Source organism: Nocardioides sp. dk884 (assembly GCF_009557055.1).
In the GTDB taxonomy this organism is placed as follows: domain Bacteria; phylum Actinomycetota; class Actinomycetes; order Propionibacteriales; family Nocardioidaceae; genus Nocardioides.
Genome location: NZ_CP045649.1, coordinates 2,840,205 through 2,862,941, shown reverse-complemented (window position 1 = coordinate 2,862,941; position 22,737 = coordinate 2,840,205). Strand labels below are relative to the sequence as shown.

Below are 22,737 nucleotides of genomic sequence, written 5' to 3'. Positions count from 1 at the left end.
CGGGAGCTCTCAGTCCGGCGCCCAGCAGCGGCCGTAGGTCTGGCCCGCCGCCCACTGCTCGCGGGTCGGCCACTCATAGCCCCAGCTGAAGCTCAGCGGGTCGGCGGCCGCCTCGCGGCCGGCGTCCTCGCACGGCGCCTGGCCGGCCGCGCGCACGGTCTCGGTGCCCGGGTAGGCGCCGTCGGGGAGGTCGACCACCGCGATCGCGCGCCACGCGTGCGGCTCGGAGCACTGCACGCGTCGGAAGGACGCCGCGTCCGGGGCGGCGGTCCCGCACATCGCGTAGCGCTCGCGGTCGCTCTCGCGGCCCAGGACGCCGCGCAGGTCGCGGCCCAGAGGAGTCAGGCGATCACCCGCCGTGACGGCGATGACGTCGCAGCGGTACCAGCGCGCCCCCTCGTCGGACTGCTCGACGGTGGGGGTGAACCAGATCGGGCGCAACATGCTCAGCCGCAGGTCGGCGGGGGTCCCGCCGAGGAACCCCTGGAGCGCCCGGGGGCAGGTGCTGGCCACCTGCTCCTGCACGCGAGCGGAGTCCACGGCCACGAGGTGGCCGCGGACCACGTCGTCCAGCGAGCCGGCGGCGTACGTGACGGAGGTGTGCGGCTGCGCGCACGGCACCGAGCCCTCAGGCGCGGTGGGGGCGATCGCCTCGGCATAGGTGAGCCGGTGGCAGCTGCCGACCTTCGGCGCGGGGACCGCCTGGGCGGTCGGGACGGCGGTGGGGATCGCAGACGCGGGGGGTGAGCTCTCGGGGCCCTCGGAGCCGCCGGAGCACCCGGCGAGCAGCAGGGTCCCGACCAGCGCCGAGACGAGGCACGTGGCCGTGCCCGGCCGGGTCACCGCTCGGTGCGCGCCCAGCACACCGACCTCCGGTTGCCGGCCTCCCACTCCGCCTCGTGGAACCAGGTGTAGGCGTAGTCGTAGCTGACCGGGTACTCCAGCCAGGCAGCGACCCAGCGCGAGCAGTAGTCGCGGGTGGTGACCTCGACGACCCGATCACCCGGGTAGGGGTCCTCCGGCTCGCCGACCTTGATCGCGCTCACCGCGCGCCAGTCGTGCTGCTGCGAGCACGGCACCCGTGGTGCGTCCTCGACGGTGGGACCCTCGACGCAGGCCATCCAGCGGTCCGCCGGGGTGCCGGCGAGCAGGCCGCGGGTCTTCTCGGGAAGGGTGAGGTACTCGCTCGACTGCTCACCGCCGCCGACGACGTCGCAGCGGAACCAGCGGGCACCCTCGTCCCACGCCTCCTGGGAGGGGCGGAACCAGGCCCAGCTGAGCATGCTGCGCATCACCAGGCTCTCGTCGGCGCCCAGGTGGGACATGAACGCCGTCGAGCAGGTGTGGTAGGCGAAGTCGCCGAGCGCCTCGTCGTCCCGGTCGACCTCGGTCAGCCGCTCGGGGAGCGCACCGGCCGCGAACGTCTGGGCGGTGTGCACCCCCTCGGCGCAGTCCACGGTGCGGGTGGCATTGCTCGGTTCGGCGACGTCCTCGGGAGTGAGGATCCGGCAGGCGCTGATCGCGGGGATCTCGACGCCGTCCACCTGAGCGGGGTCCGGGTCCTTGCCCTGCGCCTCCTCGTCGCTGCACCCGGACGCCAGTACGGCGAGGAGGGCCGCGAGGGTCACGGTGCGACCGGACAGGTGTCGGGCACGGCGGAGCAAGGTGGTCCTCCCGGGAGGATCGGCGACGGTTCATCACGGTCTGTCCCGTGAGGGGGTCGGCGCCCGATCCTAGCGGCTCGCCCGCTGCTCGCGGTCGTCGCCGTCGGCTGCCCCCAGCGGCGGCACGGTCGACCACCCGCTGGACGCTCAGCCCTCAGGGGGCGCTGAACAGGTCGGCCGACAGCTCCGCGACGTACGCCGCTCATCTCCGCGGTCTCGGCAGCGTCCCCAGGGGACTCACGTCGTCGTGTCCTCCACCTGTTCGCGCAGACGACGCAGGATCCGTGAGAGCAGGCGGGAGACCTGCATCTGGGTCACCCCCAGCTCGTTGCCGATCTGTTCTTGGGTCCGGTCCTCGAAGAAGCGCAGGTACAGGATCCGCCGGTCGCGCTCGGAGAGCTGGCGCACGACCGGGGCGAGGACCACCCGGGCCTCGCTGGCGCGCCGAGCGTGGTCCTCATCGGCGATGAGCTCACCCAGCGTGGTCGCGCCGTCGACGCTGACCGGGTTGTCCAGCGAGGTGGGCTGGAAGCACCCGAACGCTTCCACGACCTCGCGGTACTCCGTGGCGTCGAGGTCGAGACGGCTCATGACCTCCTCGTCGCTCGGCTCGCGGCCCAGCTCGTGGCCCAGGTTGTCCAGGCAGCGGTTGACCCGCCACTGCAGCTCCTGGATGCGCCGCGGCGGACGCACCGTCCAGCCCTGGTCGCGGAAGTAGCGCTGCACCTCGCCGCGGATCGTCGGCACCGCATAGGTCAGCAGATCGTTGCGCAGCTCCGGATCGAAGCGTTTGACCGCCTTGGTGAGCCCCTCGTAGGCGACCTGGACCAGGTCGTCCTGGGCGATCCCGCGATTGCGGTAGCGCGCGGCCACCGCCTCGGCGACCCCGCGGTTGACCAGGACGACCTCCTCGAGCAGCGCCGCGCGCGTGGTCGGGTCGGTCGCAGCTGCCGCGCGGTCGAGGAGGTCGCGGGTCAGCTCGGAGCGTTGCTGGCGAGTCTTGCCCCGGTCGCCGTCGCGGACCTGGGTGGGGAGCGCGACCGGGGAGGGCGCGATCGTGGCCGGCTCGGTGATCTCGACGTGCTCAGGTGACATGGCGCGCTCCATCCGTCGTGCGCTGGCTCCCCGCCGGCTTCTTCAGCGGGTTGCGGCCCGTGCTCGCACTCGCCACGCTACCCGTGCCCGGACAGGGCGCAAGCCCCCAGCGACGGTCGGTGCCCGCTCGGACACCGACCGCCCGGTCGGGTGACCAGGGCGGCCGCGACGCCAGCGCCCCGGTTATCGACGGTGGCCCTCGGGTACCGCCGTGTCCAGGCACCTGTTGGCTCCATCACGGAGGCGATGTACGACGACCTGACGGCCGAGGGGGATCATGCTCGCAGCGACACAGCCACGACGGCCCGGCAACCGGGGTGCGCCGTCGGGGCGCGGGTCGCGGCGACGGCCCGCTCCTGGAGCAACGGCCGGCGAGACGCACGTCCACCCATGAACCACCACGGAGAGGTCAACAACGTGGCACACGACGGTCCGTCCGAGGCAGCACTCGCGGCGTTCGAGCACGCCCCCGGGTTGTTGGCGGTCGCGGAGGGCCCCGACCTGGTGGTGACCGCGATGAACGCCGGTTCCCGGGCGGCGTTCGGCGACCTGCGTGGCCGGCCGGCCGCCGACGTGTTCCCGGGACCGGCGGGCGAGCCGATCGTGGCGCGGGCCCGCGAGGTCGTCGCCAGCGGGGTGCCCTTCGTCGCCGAGGAGTGGCGTGTGCCCGGCGCGACGACGGATGCCTTCTACCGTTGTGTGCTCAGCCCCTGGCTCGATGAGGACGGGCGTGTCCGCGGCGTCATCGCCCAGGGCGACGACCGCACCGAGGCTGCCCATCGCCGCGCCGCCTCGGCCGCCGCAGCGCGTTCCAAGGAGGCGCAGGGGCGCACCGAGGCAGCCACGGCCGTCCTGGTCACCTTGCAGGACGCGTTGCTGCCTGACGGGCTGCCGATCGTGCCGGGCCTGTCCCTCGCGGCGCGCTACCTGCTGGCCGAGGACGGCGCCTCCGCCGGCGGAGACTGGTTCGACGTGCTGGCCCTGCCCGACGGCTGCACCGTCATGGTCGTCGGAGACGTGGTCGGCCACGGGGTGCAGGCCGCCGTGGTGATGGGCGAGCTGCGCACCCTCTTCGAGGAGCGGGTCCGCCTCGACGGCGATGTCGTCGCCGCGCTCGAGGTGCTGGACCGGCGGGCGCGCCGAGTGGCCGCAGCGCGCTCGGCCACTCTCTGCGTGGCCGTCGTGAGCGCCGATCGCCGCACGCTCCACTACTGCACCGCCGGTCACCCGCCGCCGCTCGTCGCCTCCGCCTCGGGGGAGACCACCTACCTGCCGGGATCGGGCGCCGCGCCGCTCGGCGCCGGCTGGCCGTTCGTGCTCCAGGAGCACCCACTCGCCGAGGGCGACCTGGTCCTGCTCTACAGCGACGGGCTCGTCGAGCGCCCGGGGCGTTCCACGAGCCAGAACACCTTGGACCTCGCCCAGCTGGTCCACAGCGTGGTCACCGAGGATCCGGCGACGGAGGGGGTGACCCTGGCCGAGCGGGTGGCCCGGCGTACGGCGGAGGACCTCACCCGCAGCGGCGGCATGGAGGACGACGTCACGCTGCTGGCGGCGCAGGTGGTCGAGGTCCCGAAGCCCCTCGAGCTGGTGCTGCCGGCCTTCCCCGACACGCTGCGGGTGGTGCGGCACAGCCTCTCGGAGTGGCTCGCCGCCGTGCGGGTGGGCCAGCTCGACGAGCTCGCGCTCCAGCACGCCGTGGGTGAGTTGGTCAGCAACGCGGTCGAGCACGCCTACCAGCCGGACGTGAGTCGCGCCGAGGCACTCGTGATCGTGCGCGGCGTGCTGCAGCCCGGCGGCACGATCGAGATCAGCGTGCGGGACCACGGGCAGTGGCGCGTGCCCGGCGCCGAGGGCGGCCGCGGGCGCGGACTGGCGATGGCCCGCGGTTTCGCCGACGAGCTGCACGTCAGCCATGACGAGCAGGGCACGACCGTGTGGCTGCGCTACTGGCCCAGCACCGAAGCCGGCCTGCTGACCTCCTCGGCTGCCCCCGGCCAGCACCGGGGACACGAGCCGATGGTCATGGAGGCCGCCGAGGACCACGTCGTGCTGCGCGGCGCCGTGGACCAGCGCTCCATCGACGAGTTCCGGCGTCGTCTCGCGCATGCCACCCGCGGTGGGACCCGCGAGGTCTGGATCGACCTGTCCGGCGTGACGCTGCTCGCCAGCGCAGGCGTGCAGACGCTCTTCGAGGTGCTCGCGCCCGCCGACGACGGGGACAGCGGGCGGGTCCGACTGGTCGCGCCCATGGGCTCACCGGCCCAGCACGTCCTGGACCTGGTGCGCCTGCCCTACGTCACGGACGCCGGCGCGGACCAGCGGCAGAGAGGAGAAGATCCTGCGGGCTGAGAGGTGGTGGGCCATCCAGCGCGAAACGGCTGAATTTCGCCCGAGAGGATGAGGCCCCCGGGTGACTTTCGCGCCCAGGACCCCCTAGGGTCAAGGCATGGAAGAACGGCCCTTCTCGGTAACCAAGACCCCCGGCGTGCTGACCGTGAGCGGCTCGGTGGACGAGTACGCCGTGATCGCACTGCGCAACGCGATCCGAGAGCACACCGAGGACTACACGACCCCCCTGCGCATCGATCTCAGCGACGCGGACTACCTCCCGAGCGTCGCGGTGAGTGTGCTCGTCACCGCACTGCGCTCGGCGGAGCAGAACGGCACCACCCTGACCCTCGTTGCCGAGCCCGGCACCATCGCCCAGCGGGTGCTGCTCGTCTGCGCCCTGCCCTACCTCACCTCTCTCGACGGCGACGACTCCTCGCCGTCCGGCCCCTTCGTGGTGGCCTGACCCCTGTCCGAACCGCTCGCCGCCCTCTCCTCGGCCCTCAGGCCGGGCTGAGCAGGGCGGCGATCGTGCCTCCGAGGTCGTACGCCGCCTCGAGGTGCTCCTCGGTGATCTCGCCCAGCACCTCGAGAACAGGCGCCGAGCGGACCCACGGCAGGGCGCCCACGATCGTCTCCACGGACCGCACCGCGCCGGTCGTGTCGTAGCGCCCGTGCACCCACAGGCCGTAGGGCCGGCGCCCCGGGCCCGCTTCGGCCGCCGAGCCGTCCTCGCCGAGGGCCCCGCCGACGCGGTGGAAGGTCGAGTCGAAGAAGTGCTTGAGCGCCCCCGACATGTAGCCGAAGTTGGCGGGCGTGCCGAGCAGGTAGCCGTCGGCGTCGAGCACGTCCTGCGCGCTGGCCGTGAGCGCCGGGCGCACGATCACCTCGACCCCGGTGATCGCCTCGTCGCGTGAGCCCGCGATCACCGCGTCCGCGAGGCGACGGACCGACGGGGTCGGGGCGTGGTGGACGACCAGCAGGCGCGGCATGCCCTGAGGCTAGTGGCGTGGAGGCCGCGGGCGCGCACAGACGGGCCCCCGAGACAGGCCCCAGAGGTAGGTCCAGAGACGACCGCAGCGCCGGCCCGGAGAGGGCCGGCGCTGCGCGCGCGGTGCGGGGTAGGGGGCGGGAGGGCGCTCAGCGCCCCTGGGCCAGCTCGTCGACGGCGAGGTCCTCGCGCAGGCCGTCGAGGATGCGGCTGAGCAGGCGGGAGACCTGCATCTGGGTGACGCCGAGCTCCTCGCCGATCTGGGCCTGGGTGCAGTCCTCGGCGAAGCGCAGGTGCAGGATCCGGCGGTCGCGCTCGGACAGGCGGCGCACGACCGGCTGGAGCATCACCCGTGCCTCGAGGGCCTCGCGCTCGCTCTCGTCGTCGCTGCTGAGCAGGTCGCCGACGGTCATGTCGCCGTCCTCGTGCAGGGTGTAGTCCAGCGACGCCGGCTGGAAGCAGCCCTGGGTCTCCAGTGCCTCCCGCACGTCGGTCACGGGGATGTCCAGCGCCGCGGCGATGTCGTCGGCGGTGGCGGGACGCCCGTCCTCCATGCCCGAGCGGTGCATGGCGATCACCTTGGAGTGGATCTCCTGGATGCGGCGCGGCGGCCGCACGGTCCAGCCGTGGTCGCGGAAGTAGCGCTTCAGCTCACCGCTCATGGTGGGCACCGCGTAGGAGAGGAAGTCGCGGTCCTGGGAGACGTCGAACTTCGCGGCGGCGCGCACCAGCGCGCAGCAGGCGACCTGCTCGAGGTCCTCCAGGGGGACCCCGCGGTTGCGGAAGCGTCGCGCCACGGCGTGGGCGACCTGGATGTTGAGAACGACGACCTCGTTCAGCAGCTCCTCACGCTCCCCGGGGCCGCACTCGGCGGCCTGGGCGAGGAGGGTGGCGGTTCGTTCGCGCCGGACGTGGTCCGGCGCCTGTCGGTGCATCGCTCCGGTACTCATGAAGAGTTCCTATCCCCGCCGAACCGAGTTGAAACTCCAACCAACCCGGTTTCGAACGTGATGGATCTCCCCTCGTCGGGGGAGGGTGGCTCGGGTCCGCCAGCGGGTACCTTTCACGCCATGCTGACTGCGCCCTCCGCCGCGCCCCCGCGACCGACGGTCGTGGTCGTCGACGACGCGGCGGAGCTGCGCGCGCTGGTCCGTGCCCGCCTGCGGGTCTCCGACCAGCTGGAGGTCGTCGGGGAGGGGGCCAGCGGCGCCGAGGCGGTCGAGCTGGTCCGGGTGCACGCTCCCGACCTGCTGCTGATGGACGTCTCGATGCCGGGCATGGACGGGCTCGAGGCGCTGCCGTTGGTCCGGGACGCCTCGCCCGCCACCGTGGTCGTGATGTTCTCCGGCTTCGAGGAACAGGGCCTGGCCGACCGCGCCCTCGACCTGGGCGCCGCGGCGTACCTGCAGAAGTGCTCGAGCCTCGACACGCTGCCCGCCGAGCTGACGGCGGTGCTGCGACGCGGTGCGGCGGGCGCAGCGGGTGTCGAGCGTCCGGAGCACCCGCACGTGGAGCCGCTCCTCGAACAACACGTCGAGCGCTTCCGGGAGGTCTTCGACGACGCCGCGATCGGCATGGCCACGCTCACGCTCTCCGGGCGGATCGTGCGCGCCAACGCCAGCCTCTCCCACCTCCTGGACCGGGACCCGTCCGTGCTCGTGGGCCTGCCCTATGCCGACCTGACCGACCTCGGCGACCGCGGCCTCGAGCGCGCGCTGGGTCGCGTGGTGGAGGGTGGCGAGGACGTCGTCGAGCTCGGTCACGGCCTCGCCTGCACCCCCTCGCGGCGCCTGCAGGCCACCCTCACCCCGGTGCGCGACGCGCGGAACCGTCCGCTCTACGTGCTCGTGCAGGTGCAGGACATGACCCGCCAGCGCGAGGCGGACGAGGCGCTGCGCAGCAGCGAGCAGCGCTTCCGCCTCCTGGTCGAGACGGTGCAGGACTACGCGATCTTCATGCTGGACCCCGACGGCCACATCGACAGCTGGAACGCTGGCGCCGCGCGCACCAAGGGCTACACCGCCGAGGAGATCGTCGGGCAGCACTTCCGGGTGTTCTATCCGCCCGAGGTCCAGCGCTCCGGGCACCCCGAACGCGAGCTGGAGCTCGCCGTCCGGGACGGGCGCTACGAGGAGGAGGGCTGGCGGGTGCGCAAGGACGGCAGCCGCTTCTGGGCCCAGGTCACGATCACCGCGGTGCACGACGAGACCGGCCGGCTGGTCGGCTTCGCCAAGGTGACCCGGGACGTCACCGAGCGGCACGCCTTCTTGGAGAACCAGGAGCGCTCGGCACGCGCTCTCGCGGAGGCCAACGAGCGGCTGAAGAAGGTGGCCGACGAGCAGGCCCGTTTCCTCGCCGTCACCGCGCACGAGCTGCGCGGCCCGCTCGGCACCATGGGGATGTCGGCGGACATGTTGCAGCGCCACTGGGCCGAGCTGCTCGACGACGAGCGGGGCGCGCTGCTGCAGGGCATGGTCGACGGCGCCGCCCAGCTGGACCGCCTGCTCACCGACCTGCTGACGGTCTCGCGCGCCCAGGCCCACTCCCTCGACCTGCGACCGCAGCGGGTGGAGGTGCTGCGTCATCTCAAGGGACTTGCGGCGGGACGCGCGAAGCGGGATCCTCAGGCCGAGGTGGTCCTCGAAGGCGAGGACGCCGTTGTTCTCGCCGATCCGGGAAGGCTGACGCAGGCCATGGACAACCTCGTCACCAATGCGCTGCGCCATGGCCGCGCACCGGTGCGGGTGCAGGTCACCCCCCGCCTCGCGACCGTCGAGATCGCGGTCACCGACGCCGGTGACGGCGTGGACCCCGAGATGGTGCCGCGCCTGTTCGGCCGGTTCGCCACTGGCTCGGCGAAGGGGACCGGCCTGGGTCTGCACATCGTGCGCGAGCTCGCCCGCGCGCACGGTGGCGAGGCGAGCTATCGCAGCGAGGACGGCGCGTTCGTGCTCGAGCTGCCCCGCTACGACGCGGTGACTGCCGGGTCGGCCGAGGGAGCGGCACGATGAGCACTGACCGACCGGACACACCGATCCGGGTCGTTCTGGTCGACGACGCCGTCGACACGCGCCGGGTGGTGCGTCTCGCGCTGCGGCTCCGCGGTGGCTTCGAGGTCCTCGCGGAGACCGGCAGCGGCGAGGAGGCGGTCGCCCTGGTACGCCGGCTGCAGCCCGACGTCGTGGTCCTCGACCTCGGACTCCCCGACCTGGCGGGGCGTGCGGTGCTCACCCAGGCCCGCGAGGCGGCGCCGGACGTGCAGGTCGTGGTGTTCTCGGGTGCGGACCCGCACGCGGCCGACGCCGCGTGGTATGAGCAGCACACCGCGGGCTACGTCGTGAAGAACGAGGACGTCGACTACCTCGTCGACCTCCTGGTGGCCGCCGCTCGACCCACGCCGGCCTCGCCGTCGGCGACGGCGGAGGTGGACCTGCCCCAGGATCTCTCCAGCGTGCGCGAGGCGCGGTCGCTGGTGCGCAGCACGCTGGCCACCTGGGACCTCGAGCACCTCCACGACGAGGCCTGCCTCGTGGTCTCCGAGCTGGCCACCAATGCGCTCAACCACGCCCAGTCCTCCTTCTGCGTCCGCCTCCGGCTGAACCCGACCACGGTGCGCATCGAGGTCGGCGACGGTGGGCGCGGCACGCCGGAGCCCCAGCCGCACAGCGCCACCCGCGAGGGCGGCCGCGGCATGCTGCTGGTCGCCGCCATGTCCGCCTCGTGGGGGATCGACCGCTCCGACGACGGCAAGGTCGTTTGGGCGGAGCTGGCACGCGAGACAGCGGGGCACCTCGCGCCGTAGGGTCCCCGCATGAAGACACGACTGACCTGCCCGTGCGGCACGACGGTGACCGGCGCCGACGAGGACGAGCTCGTCGCGCGCACCCAGGAGCATCTCGCGGCGGCGCATCCGGGGATGGACTACGACCGCGAGCAGATCCTGTTCATCGCCACGTGAGCGCGGATCGCTCGGGACCTGCGGTGGACCCCACCGGCCTCCCGAGGGGCGAGGACCCGCGCTCGATGCGGGAACGGATGGTCGCCGGCGACCTCTACATCGCCGACGACCCCGAGCTCGCCGAGGAGGCCGACCGGGCGCATGACCTGGTGGCGGCGTACAACGCGACGACGAGCCGGCAGCGTCCGCTGCGCCGGCGGCTGCTGGAGCAGCTGCTCGGATCGATCGGCGAGGAGGTCGAGCTGCGCCCGCCGCTGCACGTCGACTACGGCACCCGGGTCACCGTCGGGCCGCGCACGTTTGCGAACTTCGGCCTGATGGCCCTCGACGTCGCCCCGATCACCATCGGCGCGGACGTGATGATCGGGCCGAACGTGCAGCTGCTCACGCCCACGCACCCGGTCGACCCGGATCTGCGCCGGGCGAAGTGGGAGGCCGCCCTGCCGATCGTGATCGGCGACAACGTCTGGCTCGGCGGCGGGGTCGTGGTCTGCCCGGGGGTCACCATCGGGGCGGACACGGTCGTCGGTGCCGGGGCGGTGGTCACCCGTGACCTGCCCGCTCGGGTGGTGGCTGTCGGCAACCCGGCGCGTGTCGTGCGCTCGATCGACTGAGTGGCGGCGCCCGGGGCGGAACGCGTCCGGAGAACACGACGCCCCCGTCGGAGCTGCGTGAGTCCGGCGGGGGCGAGCGTGTGACTGATGTACTTGTGCCCCGGGGGAGGTCTGATTAAACTCCGCGGCCGCAGAACCCTCCGTCCGGGTGAGGCTCCGCTCAGCGCCGCCCGAGTCCGCAGGTGGCCGGTCCCTCGAGCACCTCGCCGTCCGGGCCGAAGCGCGACCCGTGCAGGGGGCAGTCCCAGCTCTTCTCCGCATCGTTCCACCGGACGATCCCCTTGAGGTGGCTGCACACCGCGGAGACCCGGCGTTCGGTGCCGTCGACCATCGAGACCGCGCTCGGTGCGCCCGGGCGGTCCAGGCGAACGACGCCCTCGCCCTCCGACGGCGCGGTACCGGTTCCCGGGTGCAGGGCCGGCCGCAGCCAGCCTCCGGCCATCTCGAGGCCGACCTCGCCATTGATCCGCGCGGAGTCCAGCAGGCCGGTGACCTCCCGGAAGCGCCACGGCTCGAGGATGCCGGCCCAGACCATGTGGCCGCCCAGGATCCGACCGGAGAGCGCCAGTGCGGCGGCGACGCCGTTGGTCATGCCCCACTTCGAGTAGCCGCCCGCGACGAGGATCTCCTCGCTGCGCGGCAGGATCGGGCCGGCGAACGGCAGGGCGTGGTGAGGGACATAGTCCTGCGCCGACCAGGCATGGGTCTCCTCAGCCTCGGGGAACCACTGCGCCGTCCACTCTCGCAACCCGTCGATCTGGCGCTGCTCGGAGACCGGGCCGCCGACCTTGTGCCCGTTGCCCCCGACCAGCAGCACGGCGCCGCCGTCCGAGCCGGGGGCGTCACGCAGCGAGCGTGACGGGGAGTCCGCCGAGAGGTACATGCCGTCGACCGCCGGACCTGGGGTGCGCAGCGCGAGGCCGTAGGACCGGCTCGGGTGCATCCGGGCGAAGAAGGCGCCGCGGTCCAGGATCGGCATGTTGGTGGCGACCACGACGCGGTCCGCGGAGGCGGTGCCGTGGTCGGAGACCACCCGCACCGGGGCGCCACCGGTGACCCGACGCACCCGCACGCCCTCGACGATGCGGACGCCGTGGGCGACGGCCTGCGCGGCCAGCGCGTCGAGCAGCTCGCACGGGTCGACCTGTGCCTGGTCGGCGAGCCGGACGGCGCCGCGGGTGCGGTAGGGGAGCGGCACCTCCTCGACCCACTCGGTCTCCAGCCCGGCGCGCCGGGTGGCCTGGAGCTCCGCGCGGAGCGACTGCTCGCCGCGGGCGCCGTGGGCGTAGGTGTACGCCGGACGGGTCTGCACGGGTACGCCGTGGTCCTGGCAGAAACGCACCAGCCAGGCCTGGGCCTCACGGTTGGCCTCCGCATAGTCGCGCAGCACCGACTCTGCGTGGCGGTGGGCGATGCGGGAGTACTGGGTGCCCTGGAGCAGGCTCACCTTCGCCGTGCTGCGCCCGGTGGTGACGGCGCCGAGCCGCTCGGCCTCCACGAGCAGGACCGAGCGCCCGGCCCGGGCGAGGAGCAGCGCGGTCGTCACGCCGGTGAGGCCCCCTCCGATCACGACCACGTCGTGCTCGCCGTCGAGCACCGGCGGATCGGTGGCCGCGCTCACGGGTCGCGGGTTGCGGTCCTGCCAGATCGAGGTGAGGGCCACGTGCTTCTCCTTCGTCGAGACCTGCGTCGGGACGGTCGGGTGGTCGGGTGGTCGACCGGTCAGTCCGGGGTGTGCTCGGCGTGGGTGGCCGGCGCGGACTGCTCGCTGCGCTGGGCCTGCTCGCGCAGGGCGCGGCCGCGCTCGATGTCCGCGGCCTCCTTCTCCTGGTTCTTCTCGATGTTGCGGGTGTCGCGCGGCGGCAGCTGGATGGTCCGCTCGGCCTCGATCCCGGACTGGAGCTCGCGGCCCCGCTCGAGCTCAGCGTCGAGCTCGGCGCCGAAGAGGAGGGCGATGTTGGTGAGCCACAGCCACAGAAGGAACACGATGACGCCGGCCAGCGCGCCGTAGGTCTTGCTGTAGGAGGAGAAGTTCGCGACGTAGAAGCCGAACGCCGCCGACAGCAGGATCCAGGTCAGGATCGCGAGCACGGCCCCGACGCTGACCCAACGGAACTTCGGCTGCTTGACGTTGGGGGTGGCGTAGTACAGCAGGGCCACGATCACCACGACCGCGCCCAGGACGAAGGGCCACTTGGCGATCTGCCAGACCAGCACGGCTGTCGAGCCGAGGCCGACCGCGTCGCCGACGGTCTCGGCGACCGGGCCGGTGAGCACCAGGGCCAGCAGGACGATGGCGGCCAGGACCACCACGACCGCGGTCACCACAAGCATGACCGGGCGCAGCTTCCAGATCGGGCGGCCCTCGTCGATCTCATACATGCGGTTCATCGCCCGGCCGAACGCGCCGACGTACCCGCTCGCCGACCAGAGGGCGCCGGCGAGACCGAGGACCAGGGCGAGGCCCGCGCCCTGGGAGCGGCTGAGCTCCTTCAGCGTCGGGCCGATCGTGTCGACCGCGCCGTCGGCGCCGAGGTCGCGCAGGATCTTCAGGACCTCGTCGACCGCCTCGGTGCCCTGGCCGACGAGGCCGAGGATCGAGGTGAGGGCGATCGCGGCCGGGAACATCGCGAGGACGGCGTAGTAGGTCAGTGCGGCGGCGAGGTCGGTGCACTGGTCCTTGCTGAACTCGCGCTGCACCTTGCGCAGGACGTAGATCCAGGACCGCTTGTGCAGGTCGGTGGGGGAGTCGACCTTGCCGCCGTCTTCGGGGTCGTGGTCGGGGGAGGGGCGAGCGGGATCCGCAGTCGTGCTCATGCGCGAGGGGTGCCCGGACGCGGCGGGTGTCATGCGCCATGAGCCCCAGGGGGCACGGAACCGCGAAGGTGCGTGGACGCCAGTGGTGCCCACGCAGATCTCTGCGTGGGCACCACTGGGTGTGCTGCCGCTCAGCGAGCGGTCGTGCGTGCGCTCAGGCGCACGGTCGTGCGGGGCGGTGCAGGCTCACACCGTCGTGGCGAAGCGGTTCCACACGCGGTGGAAGCCCATCTCCTCCTGGACCAGGCCGAAGACCGCGGCCGCAGAGTCACCGCTGATGACGCCCGCGTCGTCGTCGGAGACGCCGGCGGCGGTGAGGGCGGTGACGCCGTCGCCCCAGGCGCCGATCACCTTCGCGTGGCGGTAGCACTCCTGGATCATCAGCGAGACCCGGGGGTCCACGCCCGCGGCCCCCGGGGCACCCGCCTTCGCGTCGCGGTTCGCGAGCGCGTCGGGCGCCGGGACGGGGCTGCCGGCGAGCAGCAGCACGTCGAGCTCCACGGAGCGGCCGGTCGCGAACGTCCGCTGCACCGGCATTCCGTCGATGGTGCCGCCGTGCGGGCCGATGAGCAGCGCCACCATGCCGGCGTCGTGGATCGTGCGCCGCAGCGCGTCGACGCCGGAGAGGTCACCGTCGGGGTCGACCACGATGCCGACCATCCGGCCGTCGGGCGGGAAGGGGCCCTTGATCTGCGACAGTGCCGGGCTCGGGTCGAGGTCCACCAGGGGGATCGTCGGCTCGGGCGCGGGCAGGCCCAGCCCGGTGGCCACCTCCTGGCACAGCACCGGGTCGATGTTGGCCAGGCACTGCAGCTGGCGCTCCTTGACCGTCTGCTCGTAGCACTTGCCGAGCTCGAAGGTGTAGGCCCGGATGATGTGCTCCTTCTCGACCGGGGTCATGCTCAGCCAGAACTGGCGCGTCTGGCTGTAGTGGTCGTCGAAGGACGCCGGGAGGTCGCGCACCTTGGTCGCCTCGGCGACCTTGGCGGCAACCTCGACGAAGGCCCGCGTCTGCTCGTCGGTCAGGTCGGCGCCGGCCGCGAACGGGCAGCCGCCGTCCAGCGAGTTCGGCTTGTACGGCGCCACGCCGCTGTGCACGGCGTGCTGGTGGAAGCCGTCGCGGAACATGTCGTTGGTCGGCACGTGCGGGCGGTTGATCGGGATCTGGTTGTAGTTCGGCCCGCCGAGCCGGGACAGCTGGGTGTCGACGTAGGAGAACAGTCGCGTCTGCAGCAGCGGGTCGTCGGTGACGTCGATGCCGGGCACCAGGTGGCCGACGTGGTAGGCGATCTGCTCGACCTCGGCGAAGAAGTTCGTCGGGTTCGCGTTGAGCGTCAGCTTGCCGATCGGCTGCACCGGCGCGAGCTCCTCCGGCACGATCTTGGTCGGGTCGAGCAGGTCGATGCCGGCGAACATCTGGTCGGGCTCGTCGGGGAAGACCTGGATGCCGAGCTCCCACTCGGGGAACGCCCCTGCCTCGATGGCGTCGTAGAGGTCACGACGGTGGAAGTCGGGGTCGATGCCGTTGATCAGCTGGGCCTCCTCCCAGGTCAGGGAGTGCACACCGAGCTTGGGCTTCCAGTGGAACTTCGCCAGGGACGACTTGCCCTCGGCATTGACCAGACGGAACGTGTGGACGCCGAAGCCCTCCATCATCCGGTAGGAGCGCGGGATGCCCCGGTCGGACATGTTCCACATCGTGTGGTGCTGGGCCTCGGTGTGCAGCGACACGAAGTCCCAGAAGGTGTCGTGGGCGCTCTGCGCCTGCGGGATCTCACGGTCGGGGTGCGGCTTGGCGGCGTGGATGACGTCGGGGAACTTGATGCCGTCCTGGATGAAGAAGACCGGGATGTTGTTCGCGACCAGGTCGAAGTTGCCCTCGTCGGTGTAGAACTTCGTGGCGAACCCGCGGGTGTCGCGCACCGTGTCGGAGGAGCCGCGCGAGCCGAGGACCGTCGAGAAGCGCACGAAGACGGGGGTCTCCTTGCCCTTGGCGAAGAGTCCGGCCATCGTTACCGACTCGGCCGATCCGTAGCCCTCGAAGACACCGTGGGCGCCGGCACCGCGGGCGTGCACGACGCGCTCGGGGATGCGCTCGTGGTCGAAGTGCGTGACCTTCTCGCGCAGGTGGTGGTCCTGCAGGAGCGTCGGGCCGCGCTCGCCGGCCTTCAGCGAGTGGTCGGTGTCGCGCAGGCGGGTGCCGGTGGAGTTGGTCAGGTACGCCGACTGCTGCGCACGCGCGGTGGGCGGCGCGCCGGTCTGGGCGCCGGTCGCCGTACCGGTCGCGGGCGCGCCCTGGTCGGGCTTGGGCGGCAGCGGCTCCTTCGGGGTGGTCGGCTCGTCCATGGGGGCGGGCACCGGGCCGGGCGCTCCGGGCACGGTCGGACCCATCATGGCGGCGGCCTTGTCCACGACGGCGTCGGCAGCCTCCTCGATCTTGTCCTTGGCGGCCTTCGCAGTCTGCTTGGGATCCATCGGTCCTCGCTTCGATCGTGGCGGTTCTGGGGTCACCCGGAGTACCCCTCTTGGCGCCGGCGAACACCCGGAGTACCGATCGCTCCGGTCGGGTACCACCAGAGGATGGACAAGACGTTGACGTGCGCGGACACCCGCGCCGGCGAGGCCGGCCGGTGCTGACGCCGAAGGCTCGCGGCGCCCTGAGCGCCGCCCTGTTCGAGACGATGCGTTCCGGCGACCCGCGGGTCGTCGAGGAGGCCCCGGAGTCCGCGGAGGACGCCGCGATCGCGCTGTGGGCGCTGTTCGAGCTGCACTACCGCGGCTTCGACGACGTGGACGACGAGCTGGAGTGGCACCCGGCGCTGCTGACCGTGCGGCACCGGCTGGCCGCGGACCTCGAGCGCCGCCTGCGCGAGCGCTGGGAGCCGTACGTCATGGCCGGTCGTACGGCCGCGGAGATCGGCACCGAGCTGTTCGACTACATCGAGGGCCACGACGGGCCGTCGCTGGCGCGCGCGGTGCAGACCACGGCGGACGCCGATCAGGTCCTCGACCTGCTGCGGTGGCGCTCGGTGTATCACCTCAAGGAGGCCGACCCCACCGCCTGGGTGGTGCCGCGCCTGGGCGCGAAGCCGAAGGCCGCGCTGATGGAGCTGCAGTTCGACGAGTACGGCAACGGCGACCCCGAGCGCCTGCACCACCGGCTGTGGGAGCGCGGCATGGACGCCGTCGGCCTGCGCTCGGAGTACGGCGCCTATGTCGACGAGGCGCCGCTGGAGGCGCTGGAGCAGAACAACGCGATGAGCCTGTTCGGGCTGAGCCGACGGCTGCGCGGTGCCGCGCTGGGCCACCTCGCCGCCTTCGAGGCGACCAGTTCGCTGCCCTCGCGCAAGATGGCGCAGGGCCTGGACCGTCTCGGGCTGGCGCCCGAGCTGGCGGCGTACTACACCGAGCACGTCGAGGCCGATGCCGTGCACGAGCAGCTGGCGGCCCGCGAGATCTGCGGGGTGCTGGCCGAGCAGGAGCCCGCCCTGGCTCCCGACGTGTTCTTCGGCGCCTTCACCTGCCTCGACCTCGAGGACCGTTTCGCCACGCACGTGCTGGGCCTGTGGGAGCCGGCGGCATGAGCGCGCCGACGGAGCCCGGCCGCCCGGACGTCGTGCTCTGCCCCGGCGGCCCGCTGCTGCTGCGCGGCGACCACCTCGTCGAGGACGCCGACGGCGAGGTGCACCGCACCCACCGTCCGGTCTCGGCGGTGTGCCGCTGCGGCAAGTCCTCGGTCCAGCCGTGGTGCGACGGCACCCACAAGGTGCTGCCGCCCAAGCTGCGGCCGTGACCCGCGGGGCCTGAGCCCCTGGCCCGGTCATAACTGCGCAATTGCGCGGATAAGCACCGGCCAGGGGCCGGCGCGGGTGCTTTTCCCAGCAGTTGCGCGGTTACGTGCAGTCAGCCGGCCGCGACGCCGGCGGCGCCGCGGCCGGTTCCCTCAGCGGGTGCGCAGGAAGTGGGCGACCACGCCGCGCTCGAACTCACGGACCTCGACCAGGTCGAGCCCGGAGTCGGGCTCGAGCGCTGCGTCCAGGGTGGCGGCCTGCTCGGACGTGCCGAGCTGGAGCAGCAGCGACCCGCCGTCGAGGAGGTGCGCGGCTGCGGTGGCGGCACAGGTGCGCGCCAGGGCGAGCCCGTCGTCCCCGCCGTCGATCGCCAGCACCGGGTCCTCGGGGTAGCGGTCGGTGTCGGTACGGCGTACCCACGGGGGGTCTGCCTGCACCAGCGCGAAGCGCTCCTCGGGGCGCAGGACGCCATCGACCGGCCCCTCGCGCACCTCGACCAGGTCGCCCAGTCCGGCGTCGGCGGCGTTGCGTCGCGCGAAGTCGCACGCGACCGGGTTGAGGTCGACGGCGATCAGGGGGCGAGGCGCGCGCGCCAGTGTGAGCAGCCCGATCTGGCCGGCGCCCGTGCACAGCTCGAGCACCGGCCCATCAGGCCCGTGCTGGAGCAGCTCTGCGCCCCACGCCGACTGCTCGGTGGTCCACGCTCGCGGCCGCAGCACCCGCTCGTCGAAGCGGATGCGCAGCTCGCCGAAGTCCGTGACCTCCTCAGTGGGGGCCAGGCTCACGTCATCGGTCATGGCAGCGCTCCAGTTCCGGGGGCCATCTCGCGTCGGCCCGGGTCGGAACCGGAGTCTGCCAGTCGCACCGAGAGGTCCGTCACACGGATCCCGCGTCGACCGCCGGCGCGACGACGCCGATGCTCGCCGGCTGCTTCTCCTGGTCGTTGTCGTCGCCACCGTTGAGGGTGGCCACGAGGACGAGGACCAGACCGATCACCACGAACACGACGGCCGCCCAGATGACACCGATCTTGCTGTTGACCTTCACCAGGAACCTTCCGGCAGGGGACTGTGACCCTGTCGCAGGTACCCCGCGCGCCCGTCACCGACACGGCGCCCGAGCTCAGCAGGGGTGCCCGTGCCGGTTCGCCCAGGCCACGGCCTGGGTGCGCCGGGTCACGCCGAGCTTGCGGTAGATCTGGCGCACGTAGGTCTTCACCGAGTTGATCGAGACATAGAGGGCATCGGCGATCTCCTGGTTCGACTGACCGCGGCACAGCAGCGTCAGCACCTCGGACTCGCGCAGGCTCAGCGGGATCGTCCCCGTCGGGGGCGCGGACAGCACCGGCTCGCCGCGGCCCACGGCCTCGACCACCGAGATGAGCTCGGTGGCCGGCACCGCCTTGTCGAGGACGGCGTGGGCGCCGGCCGCCACGAACGTGCGGGTGTTCGCGGCCCGGGTGTTCCAGGTGTAGACGAGCACGCGGGCCGGCCCGAGGGCGGCGACCCGGGCGACGTGGTCGTGCGGGTCCCCGCCGCCCCGAAAGGGGTCGCAGAGCACGACGTCGAGCCCGGCGGTGGACTCGGGGGCCTCCAGCACTGACAGCTCGACGCGTCCCCGGTGGGGGCGGAGCATGCCGTCGAGGCCGGTGACGACGAGCTCGGTCTCGTCCAGTACGCCGAGTCGTAGCGCCGGCCGGGGGAGCCCGGCGGGTTCAGCGGGGGGCATACCGGAAAACTAGTCGGCCGGGAACGTCTGGACGCCCCGACGAGCATCACCTCCAGGGGTGAAACTGCCGTCACCTCGCGAACCCGGGCTCCGGACCACCAGGTGACGGATGCCTCACGCCGACGGCGCCGCACTCCGCTACAGTGAGGCCGTCATGACGCGCCAGCTCCTTCTTCGCTGCCGCAGCGAGGTCTGAAGGCCGGACCCCTCGTTGCGGAGTGCGTGCTGCCCCGGCGTCACTGACCACCCAGCGAGGACACCTTCACATGAGCATCCCTGAGCAGCAGCCCGTTGCCCTGAGCAACACCACCAACTTCCAGGCGCCCAGCGGGATGCCGGTCGACCGGTACCGCCCGTTCGTACCCGTCGACGTCCCGGACCGCACCTGGCCCACGCGCAAGATCACCCACGCGCCGCGGTGGCTCTCCACCGACCTGCGCGACGGCAACCAGGCGCTGATCGACCCGATGACGCCGGCCCGCAAGCTCACCATGTTCGACCTGCTGGTGAAGATGGGCTACAAGGAGATCGAGGTCGGGTTCCCGAGCGCGAGCCAGACCGACTTCGACTTCGTGCGCCAGCTGGTCGAGGAGGACCGGATCCCCGGCGACGTGCGGATCTCGGTGCTCACCCAGGCCCGCGAGGACCTGATCGAGCGCACCGTGCAGTCCCTGGTGGGCGCGCCCCGCGCCACCGTGCACATGTACAACGCCACGGCGCCGCTGTTCCAGCGCGTCGTCTTCGGTGTCACCCCGTCCGAGTGCAAGCAGATCGCCACCCACGGCACCGAGCTGGTGATCAAGTACGCCGAGCAGCACCTCGGCGCGGCCTTCGAGGAGTTCGGCTACCAGTACTCCCCGGAGATCTTCACCCAGTCCGACACCGACTTCGCCCTCGAGGTCTGCGAGGCGGTCTCGGACGTCTGGCAGCCCGAGCCGGGCCGCGAGATCATCCTCAACCTGCCGGCCACCGTCGAGATGTCGACGCCGAACACCTATGCCGACCAGATCGAGTACTTCTCGCGCGGGCTGACCCGCCGCGAGGTCAGCGCGATCAGCCTGCACCCGCACAACGACCGGGGCACCGCCGTCGCCGCCACCGAGCTGGGCCTGATGGCCGGCGCCGACCGCGTCGAGGGCTGCCTGTTCGGCCACGGCGAGCGCACCGGCAACGTCGACCTGGTGACGCTGGGCATGAACCTGTTCAGCCAGGGCATCGACCCGCAGATCAACTTCGCCATCGAGGGCGGCATCGACGAGGTGCGCCGCACGGTCGAGTACTGCACCCAGCTGCCGGTGCACCCGCGCCACCCGTACGCCGGCGACCTGGTCTACACGGCGTTCTCCGGCTCCCACCAGGACGCGATCAAGAAGGGCCTGGAGGACCTCGAGCGGCGCGCCGCCGAGCGCGGCATCTCCGTGCGCGACATCGAGTGGGAGGCCCCGTACCTCCCGATCGACCCCAAGGACGTCGGGCGCACCTACGAGGCGGTCATCCGGGTCAACAGCCAGTCCGGCAAGGGCGGCGTCGCCTACGTCTTGAAGGCCGAGCACAAGCTGGACCTGCCGCGTCGCGCGCAGATCGAGTTCAGCCGCGTCGTGCAGGGCCGCGCCGACGCCGAGGGCGGCGAGATGACCCCGGACGCGATCTGGGACATCTTCCGCGCCGAGTACCTCGACCGCGTGACCCCGCTGGCACTGGACTCGGTGCACACCTCCTCGGCCGCCGGGGAGAAGGACGCCCTCACCGTCAACGTGCACGTCGACGGCGAGCTGCGCACGCTCGCCGGCTCCGGCAACGGCCCGATCGCGGCGTTCGTCGAGGCCCTCAACGCGCTCGTCGCCGAGGAGCAGGCCGCCGGCAACCCGGCGTACGCCGAGCGCGGCGACGTCCGGGTGCTCGACTACGCCGAGCACGCGCTGTCCGCCGGGGGCGACGCCCTCGCCGCGGCGTACGTGGAGTGCGCCGTGGGTGACAAGGTGCTGTGGGGCGTCGGCGTCGACGCCAACATCGTCACCGCCTCGCTGAAGGCCGTCATCAGCGCCGTCAACCGCGCCGCCTGATCGAGCCCGTCGGCGCCCCGGACGGGGCGCCGACGGCTAGATTGCCGCCATGATGGTCTCGGAGCGCATCGGGCAGCTCTTCGTCGAGCACGCCGGCAACCGCGACCGCCTCGAATACACCGAGTACGGCGCGGGCCCGGCCTGGGTGGTGCTGCTCCCGGCGCCGCTGGTCCCGCGGCGCATGCACCAGCGTCTCGCCCGCACCCTCGCCGTGCAGGGGCTGCACGTGCTCACCCTCGACCCGCTCGGCCACGGGCGCTCCGACCGGCCCGCGGACCCGCAGGTCCACGCGCCGAGCGCCTGGGCCGCGCAGGTGCTGGCGCTGCTCGACCACGTCGGCGCCGATCAGGCCGTCGTCGGCGGCACCTCGCTGGGCGCCAACGTCGCCCTCGAGGTCGCCGCGCGCGCCCCCGACCGGGTGCGCGGCCTGCTGCTGGAGGCCCCGGTCCTGCACAGCTCGATGGAGGTCGGGCTGCTCGCGGCCGGTCAGCTGCTGGTGGTGGCGCGCCACCTGCCCTGGGCCGTCGCCGGCGTGCGCCGCCTGACCCGACCGGTGCCGCGCGGGCTCGTGCCGTTCTGGGCCGGCATCGGCCTCGACGCGCTCGACCAGCGCGCGGACGCGGTCGCGGCGATGATGCACGGGTTGCTCTTCGGCGCGCTCGCCCCGCCGGCCGCGCAGCGACGCGCGATCACCGTCCCGGCCCTCGTCGTGGGCCATCGCGGCGACCTGCTGCACCGCGCGGCCGACGCCGAGCTGCTGGCCGAGGAGCTGCCCGACGCGACACTGCTGCTGGCGCGCACCCCGTGGGAGTGGCGCGCGACCCCGCGGCGGCTGGACGAGGCGGCGGTGGCGCTGGCCCTGCGTGCCTGGCAGCGCCCGGCCCGGCGGCGTGCCGGGGGCTGACCGGCTGGGTGGCTGGGAGACAATGGTGGGGTGCCGCTCTACCGCGACGAGGCGATCGTCCTGCGCACCCACAAGCTGGGTGAGGCCGATCGCATCATCACTCTGCTGACCCGCCACCACGGGCGGGTGCGTGCTGTCGCCAAGGGCGTGCGTCGCACCACCTCGCGGTTCGGCTCGCGTCTGGAGCCGTTCACCCACGTCGACCTCCAGCTCGCCGAGGGCCGCAACCTCGACACGATCACCCAGGCCGAGACCCTCACGCCGTTCCACGCCGGCCTGGGACTGGACTACGACCGCTACACCGCCGGCACCGCGATGCTGGAGACCGCCGAGCGGCTCGCGGCGGAGGAGCGCCAGCCCTCGGTGCAGCAGTTCCTGCTGCTCGTCGGCGGACTGCGGGCGATGGCCTCGGGCCAGCGCGCCGCCGGGCAGGTGCTGGACTCCTACCTGCTGCGCTCGCTCGCGGTGGCGGGCTACGCCCCCTCCTTCGAGCACTGCTCGCGCTGCGGGCTGGAGGGCCCGCACCGCTGGTTCAACCCCTCGATGGGCGGGGTGCTGTGCAGCACCTGCCGGCTCCCGGGATCGGCCTCGCCGGCGCCGGAGACCATCGAGGTGCTCGGGGCACTGCTCGCCGGGGACTGGCCGGTCGTCGAGGCCGCGCAGCCGCGCCACCTCAAGGAGGCCAGCTCGCTGGTCGCGGCGTACCTCTCCTGGCATCTCGAGCGTGGCCTCCGGTCGCTGGCCTACGTCGAGCGCTGAGCACCCTCGCTAGTACTCTCCG

General features: G+C 72.7%; 22 protein-coding genes. 11 read left to right on the top strand and 11 right to left on the bottom strand.

Annotated elements, in window-relative coordinates; all coding sequences use genetic code 11:
* Positions 1-9 precede the first annotated feature (9 nt).
* The 3 genes from GFH29_RS13790 to GFH29_RS13780 form a co-directional block, all read right to left on the bottom strand.
* Positions 10-891 (bottom strand): septum formation family protein, encoded by an 882-nt coding sequence (locus GFH29_RS13790; protein ID WP_153324402.1) that lies wholly within the window; start codon positions 889-891, stop codon positions 10-12.
* Positions 840-1,628 carry a septum formation family protein gene (locus tag GFH29_RS13785; protein WP_228387489.1) on the bottom strand — a complete coding sequence of 263 codons (789 nt, stop codon included), beginning with the start codon at positions 1,626-1,628 and terminating at the stop codon, positions 840-842. The genes GFH29_RS13790 and GFH29_RS13785 overlap by 52 nt, the downstream gene beginning before the upstream one ends.
* A gap of 273 nt (positions 1,629-1,901) precedes the next feature.
* Positions 1,902-2,759 (bottom strand): sigma-70 family RNA polymerase sigma factor, encoded by an 858-nt coding sequence (locus tag GFH29_RS13780; RefSeq protein WP_153324401.1) that lies wholly within the window; start codon positions 2,757-2,759, stop codon positions 1,902-1,904.
* A gap of 390 nt (positions 2,760-3,149) precedes the next feature.
* On the opposite strand from GFH29_RS13780, the gene GFH29_RS13775 reads away from it, so the two are divergent.
* Both GFH29_RS13775 and GFH29_RS13770 read left to right on the top strand, forming a co-directional pair.
* Positions 3,150-5,111: a SpoIIE family protein phosphatase gene (locus tag GFH29_RS13775; RefSeq protein ID WP_194288947.1), complete on the top strand. Its 1,962-nt coding sequence runs from the start codon at positions 3,150-3,152 to the stop codon at positions 5,109-5,111.
* A gap of 97 nt (positions 5,112-5,208) precedes the next feature.
* Entirely contained in the window at positions 5,209-5,556 is a 348-nt protein-coding gene (locus tag GFH29_RS13770; RefSeq protein ID WP_153324399.1) for an STAS domain-containing protein, read from the top strand.
* A 37-nt stretch (positions 5,557-5,593) separates the two neighbouring features.
* Here GFH29_RS13770 and GFH29_RS13765 read toward each other — a convergent pair whose 3' ends face one another.
* The gene (locus GFH29_RS13765; protein WP_153324398.1) at positions 5,594-6,082 is read right to left on the bottom strand and encodes a flavodoxin family protein; all 489 of its coding nucleotides are present in this window, start codon (positions 6,080-6,082) and stop codon (positions 5,594-5,596) included.
* A 148-nt stretch (positions 6,083-6,230) separates the two neighbouring features.
* Positions 6,231-7,031, bottom strand: a complete 801-nt coding sequence (locus tag GFH29_RS13760; protein WP_153324397.1) for a sigma-70 family RNA polymerase sigma factor — start codon at positions 7,029-7,031, stop codon at positions 6,231-6,233.
* A 120-nt stretch (positions 7,032-7,151) separates the two neighbouring features.
* On the opposite strand from GFH29_RS13760, the gene GFH29_RS13755 reads away from it, so the two are divergent.
* From GFH29_RS13755 to GFH29_RS13740, 4 genes are all read left to right on the top strand, one after another.
* Positions 7,152-9,092 carry a PAS domain S-box protein gene (locus tag GFH29_RS13755; protein ID WP_153324396.1) on the top strand — a complete coding sequence of 647 codons (1,941 nt, stop codon included), beginning with the start codon at positions 7,152-7,154 and terminating at the stop codon, positions 9,090-9,092.
* Positions 9,089-9,883, top strand: coding sequence for a response regulator (locus GFH29_RS13750; protein WP_153324395.1), 795 nt, complete (start codon positions 9,089-9,091; stop codon positions 9,881-9,883). Before GFH29_RS13755 ends, GFH29_RS13750 begins: the two co-directional genes overlap by 4 nt.
* A gap of 9 nt (positions 9,884-9,892) precedes the next feature.
* A complete protein-coding gene (locus GFH29_RS13745) occupies positions 9,893-10,039 on the top strand; it encodes a DUF1059 domain-containing protein (protein WP_153324394.1) in 147 nt (48 codons plus the stop codon).
* A 65-nt stretch (positions 10,040-10,104) separates the two neighbouring features.
* Complete coding sequence (locus tag GFH29_RS13740; protein WP_153324393.1) at positions 10,105-10,653, top strand: sugar O-acetyltransferase; 549 nt, start codon at positions 10,105-10,107, stop codon at positions 10,651-10,653.
* 160 nt (positions 10,654-10,813) lie between these two features.
* Here GFH29_RS13740 and GFH29_RS13735 read toward each other — a convergent pair whose 3' ends face one another.
* The 3 genes from GFH29_RS13735 to GFH29_RS13725 all read right to left on the bottom strand — a co-directional run bounded on the left by GFH29_RS13735 (position 10,814) and on the right by GFH29_RS13725 (position 15,945).
* Positions 10,814-12,316 carry an FAD-dependent oxidoreductase gene (locus tag GFH29_RS13735; protein WP_153324392.1) on the bottom strand — a complete coding sequence of 501 codons (1,503 nt, stop codon included), beginning with the start codon at positions 12,314-12,316 and terminating at the stop codon, positions 10,814-10,816.
* 59 nt (positions 12,317-12,375) lie between these two features.
* Positions 12,376-13,470, bottom strand: coding sequence for a YihY/virulence factor BrkB family protein (locus GFH29_RS13730; RefSeq protein ID WP_153324391.1), 1,095 nt, complete (start codon positions 13,468-13,470; stop codon positions 12,376-12,378).
* 186 nt (positions 13,471-13,656) lie between these two features.
* The gene (locus GFH29_RS13725; RefSeq protein ID WP_153324390.1) at positions 13,657-15,945 is read right to left on the bottom strand and encodes a catalase; all 2,289 of its coding nucleotides are present in this window, start codon (positions 15,943-15,945) and stop codon (positions 13,657-13,659) included.
* A 155-nt stretch (positions 15,946-16,100) separates the two neighbouring features.
* Between GFH29_RS13725 and GFH29_RS13720 the strand changes: the two genes are divergently transcribed.
* Together GFH29_RS13720 and GFH29_RS13715 are read left to right on the top strand one after the other, a co-directional pair.
* Positions 16,101-17,054 (top strand): iron-containing redox enzyme family protein, encoded by a 954-nt coding sequence (locus GFH29_RS13720; protein ID WP_228387488.1) that lies wholly within the window; start codon positions 16,101-16,103, stop codon positions 17,052-17,054.
* A complete protein-coding gene (locus GFH29_RS13715) occupies positions 17,051-17,263 on the top strand; it encodes a CDGSH iron-sulfur domain-containing protein (protein ID WP_153324389.1) in 213 nt (70 codons plus the stop codon). Before GFH29_RS13720 ends, GFH29_RS13715 begins: the two co-directional genes overlap by 4 nt.
* A gap of 150 nt (positions 17,264-17,413) precedes the next feature.
* Here GFH29_RS13715 and GFH29_RS13710 read toward each other — a convergent pair whose 3' ends face one another.
* The 3 genes from GFH29_RS13710 to GFH29_RS13700 form a co-directional block, all read right to left on the bottom strand.
* On the bottom strand, positions 17,414-18,058 hold the full coding sequence (locus GFH29_RS13710) for a methyltransferase (RefSeq protein WP_153324388.1): 645 nt from the start codon (positions 18,056-18,058) through the stop codon (positions 17,414-17,416).
* A gap of 79 nt (positions 18,059-18,137) precedes the next feature.
* Entirely contained in the window at positions 18,138-18,308 is a 171-nt protein-coding gene (locus GFH29_RS13705) for a hypothetical protein (RefSeq protein ID WP_153324387.1), read from the bottom strand.
* 75 nt (positions 18,309-18,383) lie between these two features.
* Entirely contained in the window at positions 18,384-18,989 is a 606-nt protein-coding gene (locus GFH29_RS13700; RefSeq protein WP_153324386.1) for a response regulator transcription factor, read from the bottom strand.
* Positions 18,990-19,255: 266 nt separating this feature from the next.
* Here GFH29_RS13700 and leuA point away from each other — a divergent pair, with 266 nt between their 5' ends.
* The 3 genes from leuA to recO are packed head-to-tail and all read left to right on the top strand — an operon-like array spanning position 19,256 to position 22,715.
* The gene (gene leuA / locus GFH29_RS13695; RefSeq protein WP_153324385.1) at positions 19,256-21,052 is read left to right on the top strand and encodes a 2-isopropylmalate synthase; all 1,797 of its coding nucleotides are present in this window, start codon (positions 19,256-19,258) and stop codon (positions 21,050-21,052) included.
* Positions 21,053-21,101: 49 nt separating this feature from the next.
* Entirely contained in the window at positions 21,102-21,956 is an 855-nt protein-coding gene (locus GFH29_RS13690) for an alpha/beta fold hydrolase (protein ID WP_228387487.1), read from the top strand.
* A gap of 30 nt (positions 21,957-21,986) precedes the next feature.
* Entirely contained in the window at positions 21,987-22,715 is a 729-nt protein-coding gene (gene recO, locus GFH29_RS13685; protein WP_153324384.1) for a DNA repair protein RecO, read from the top strand.
* Positions 22,716-22,737: the final 22 nt, after the last annotated feature.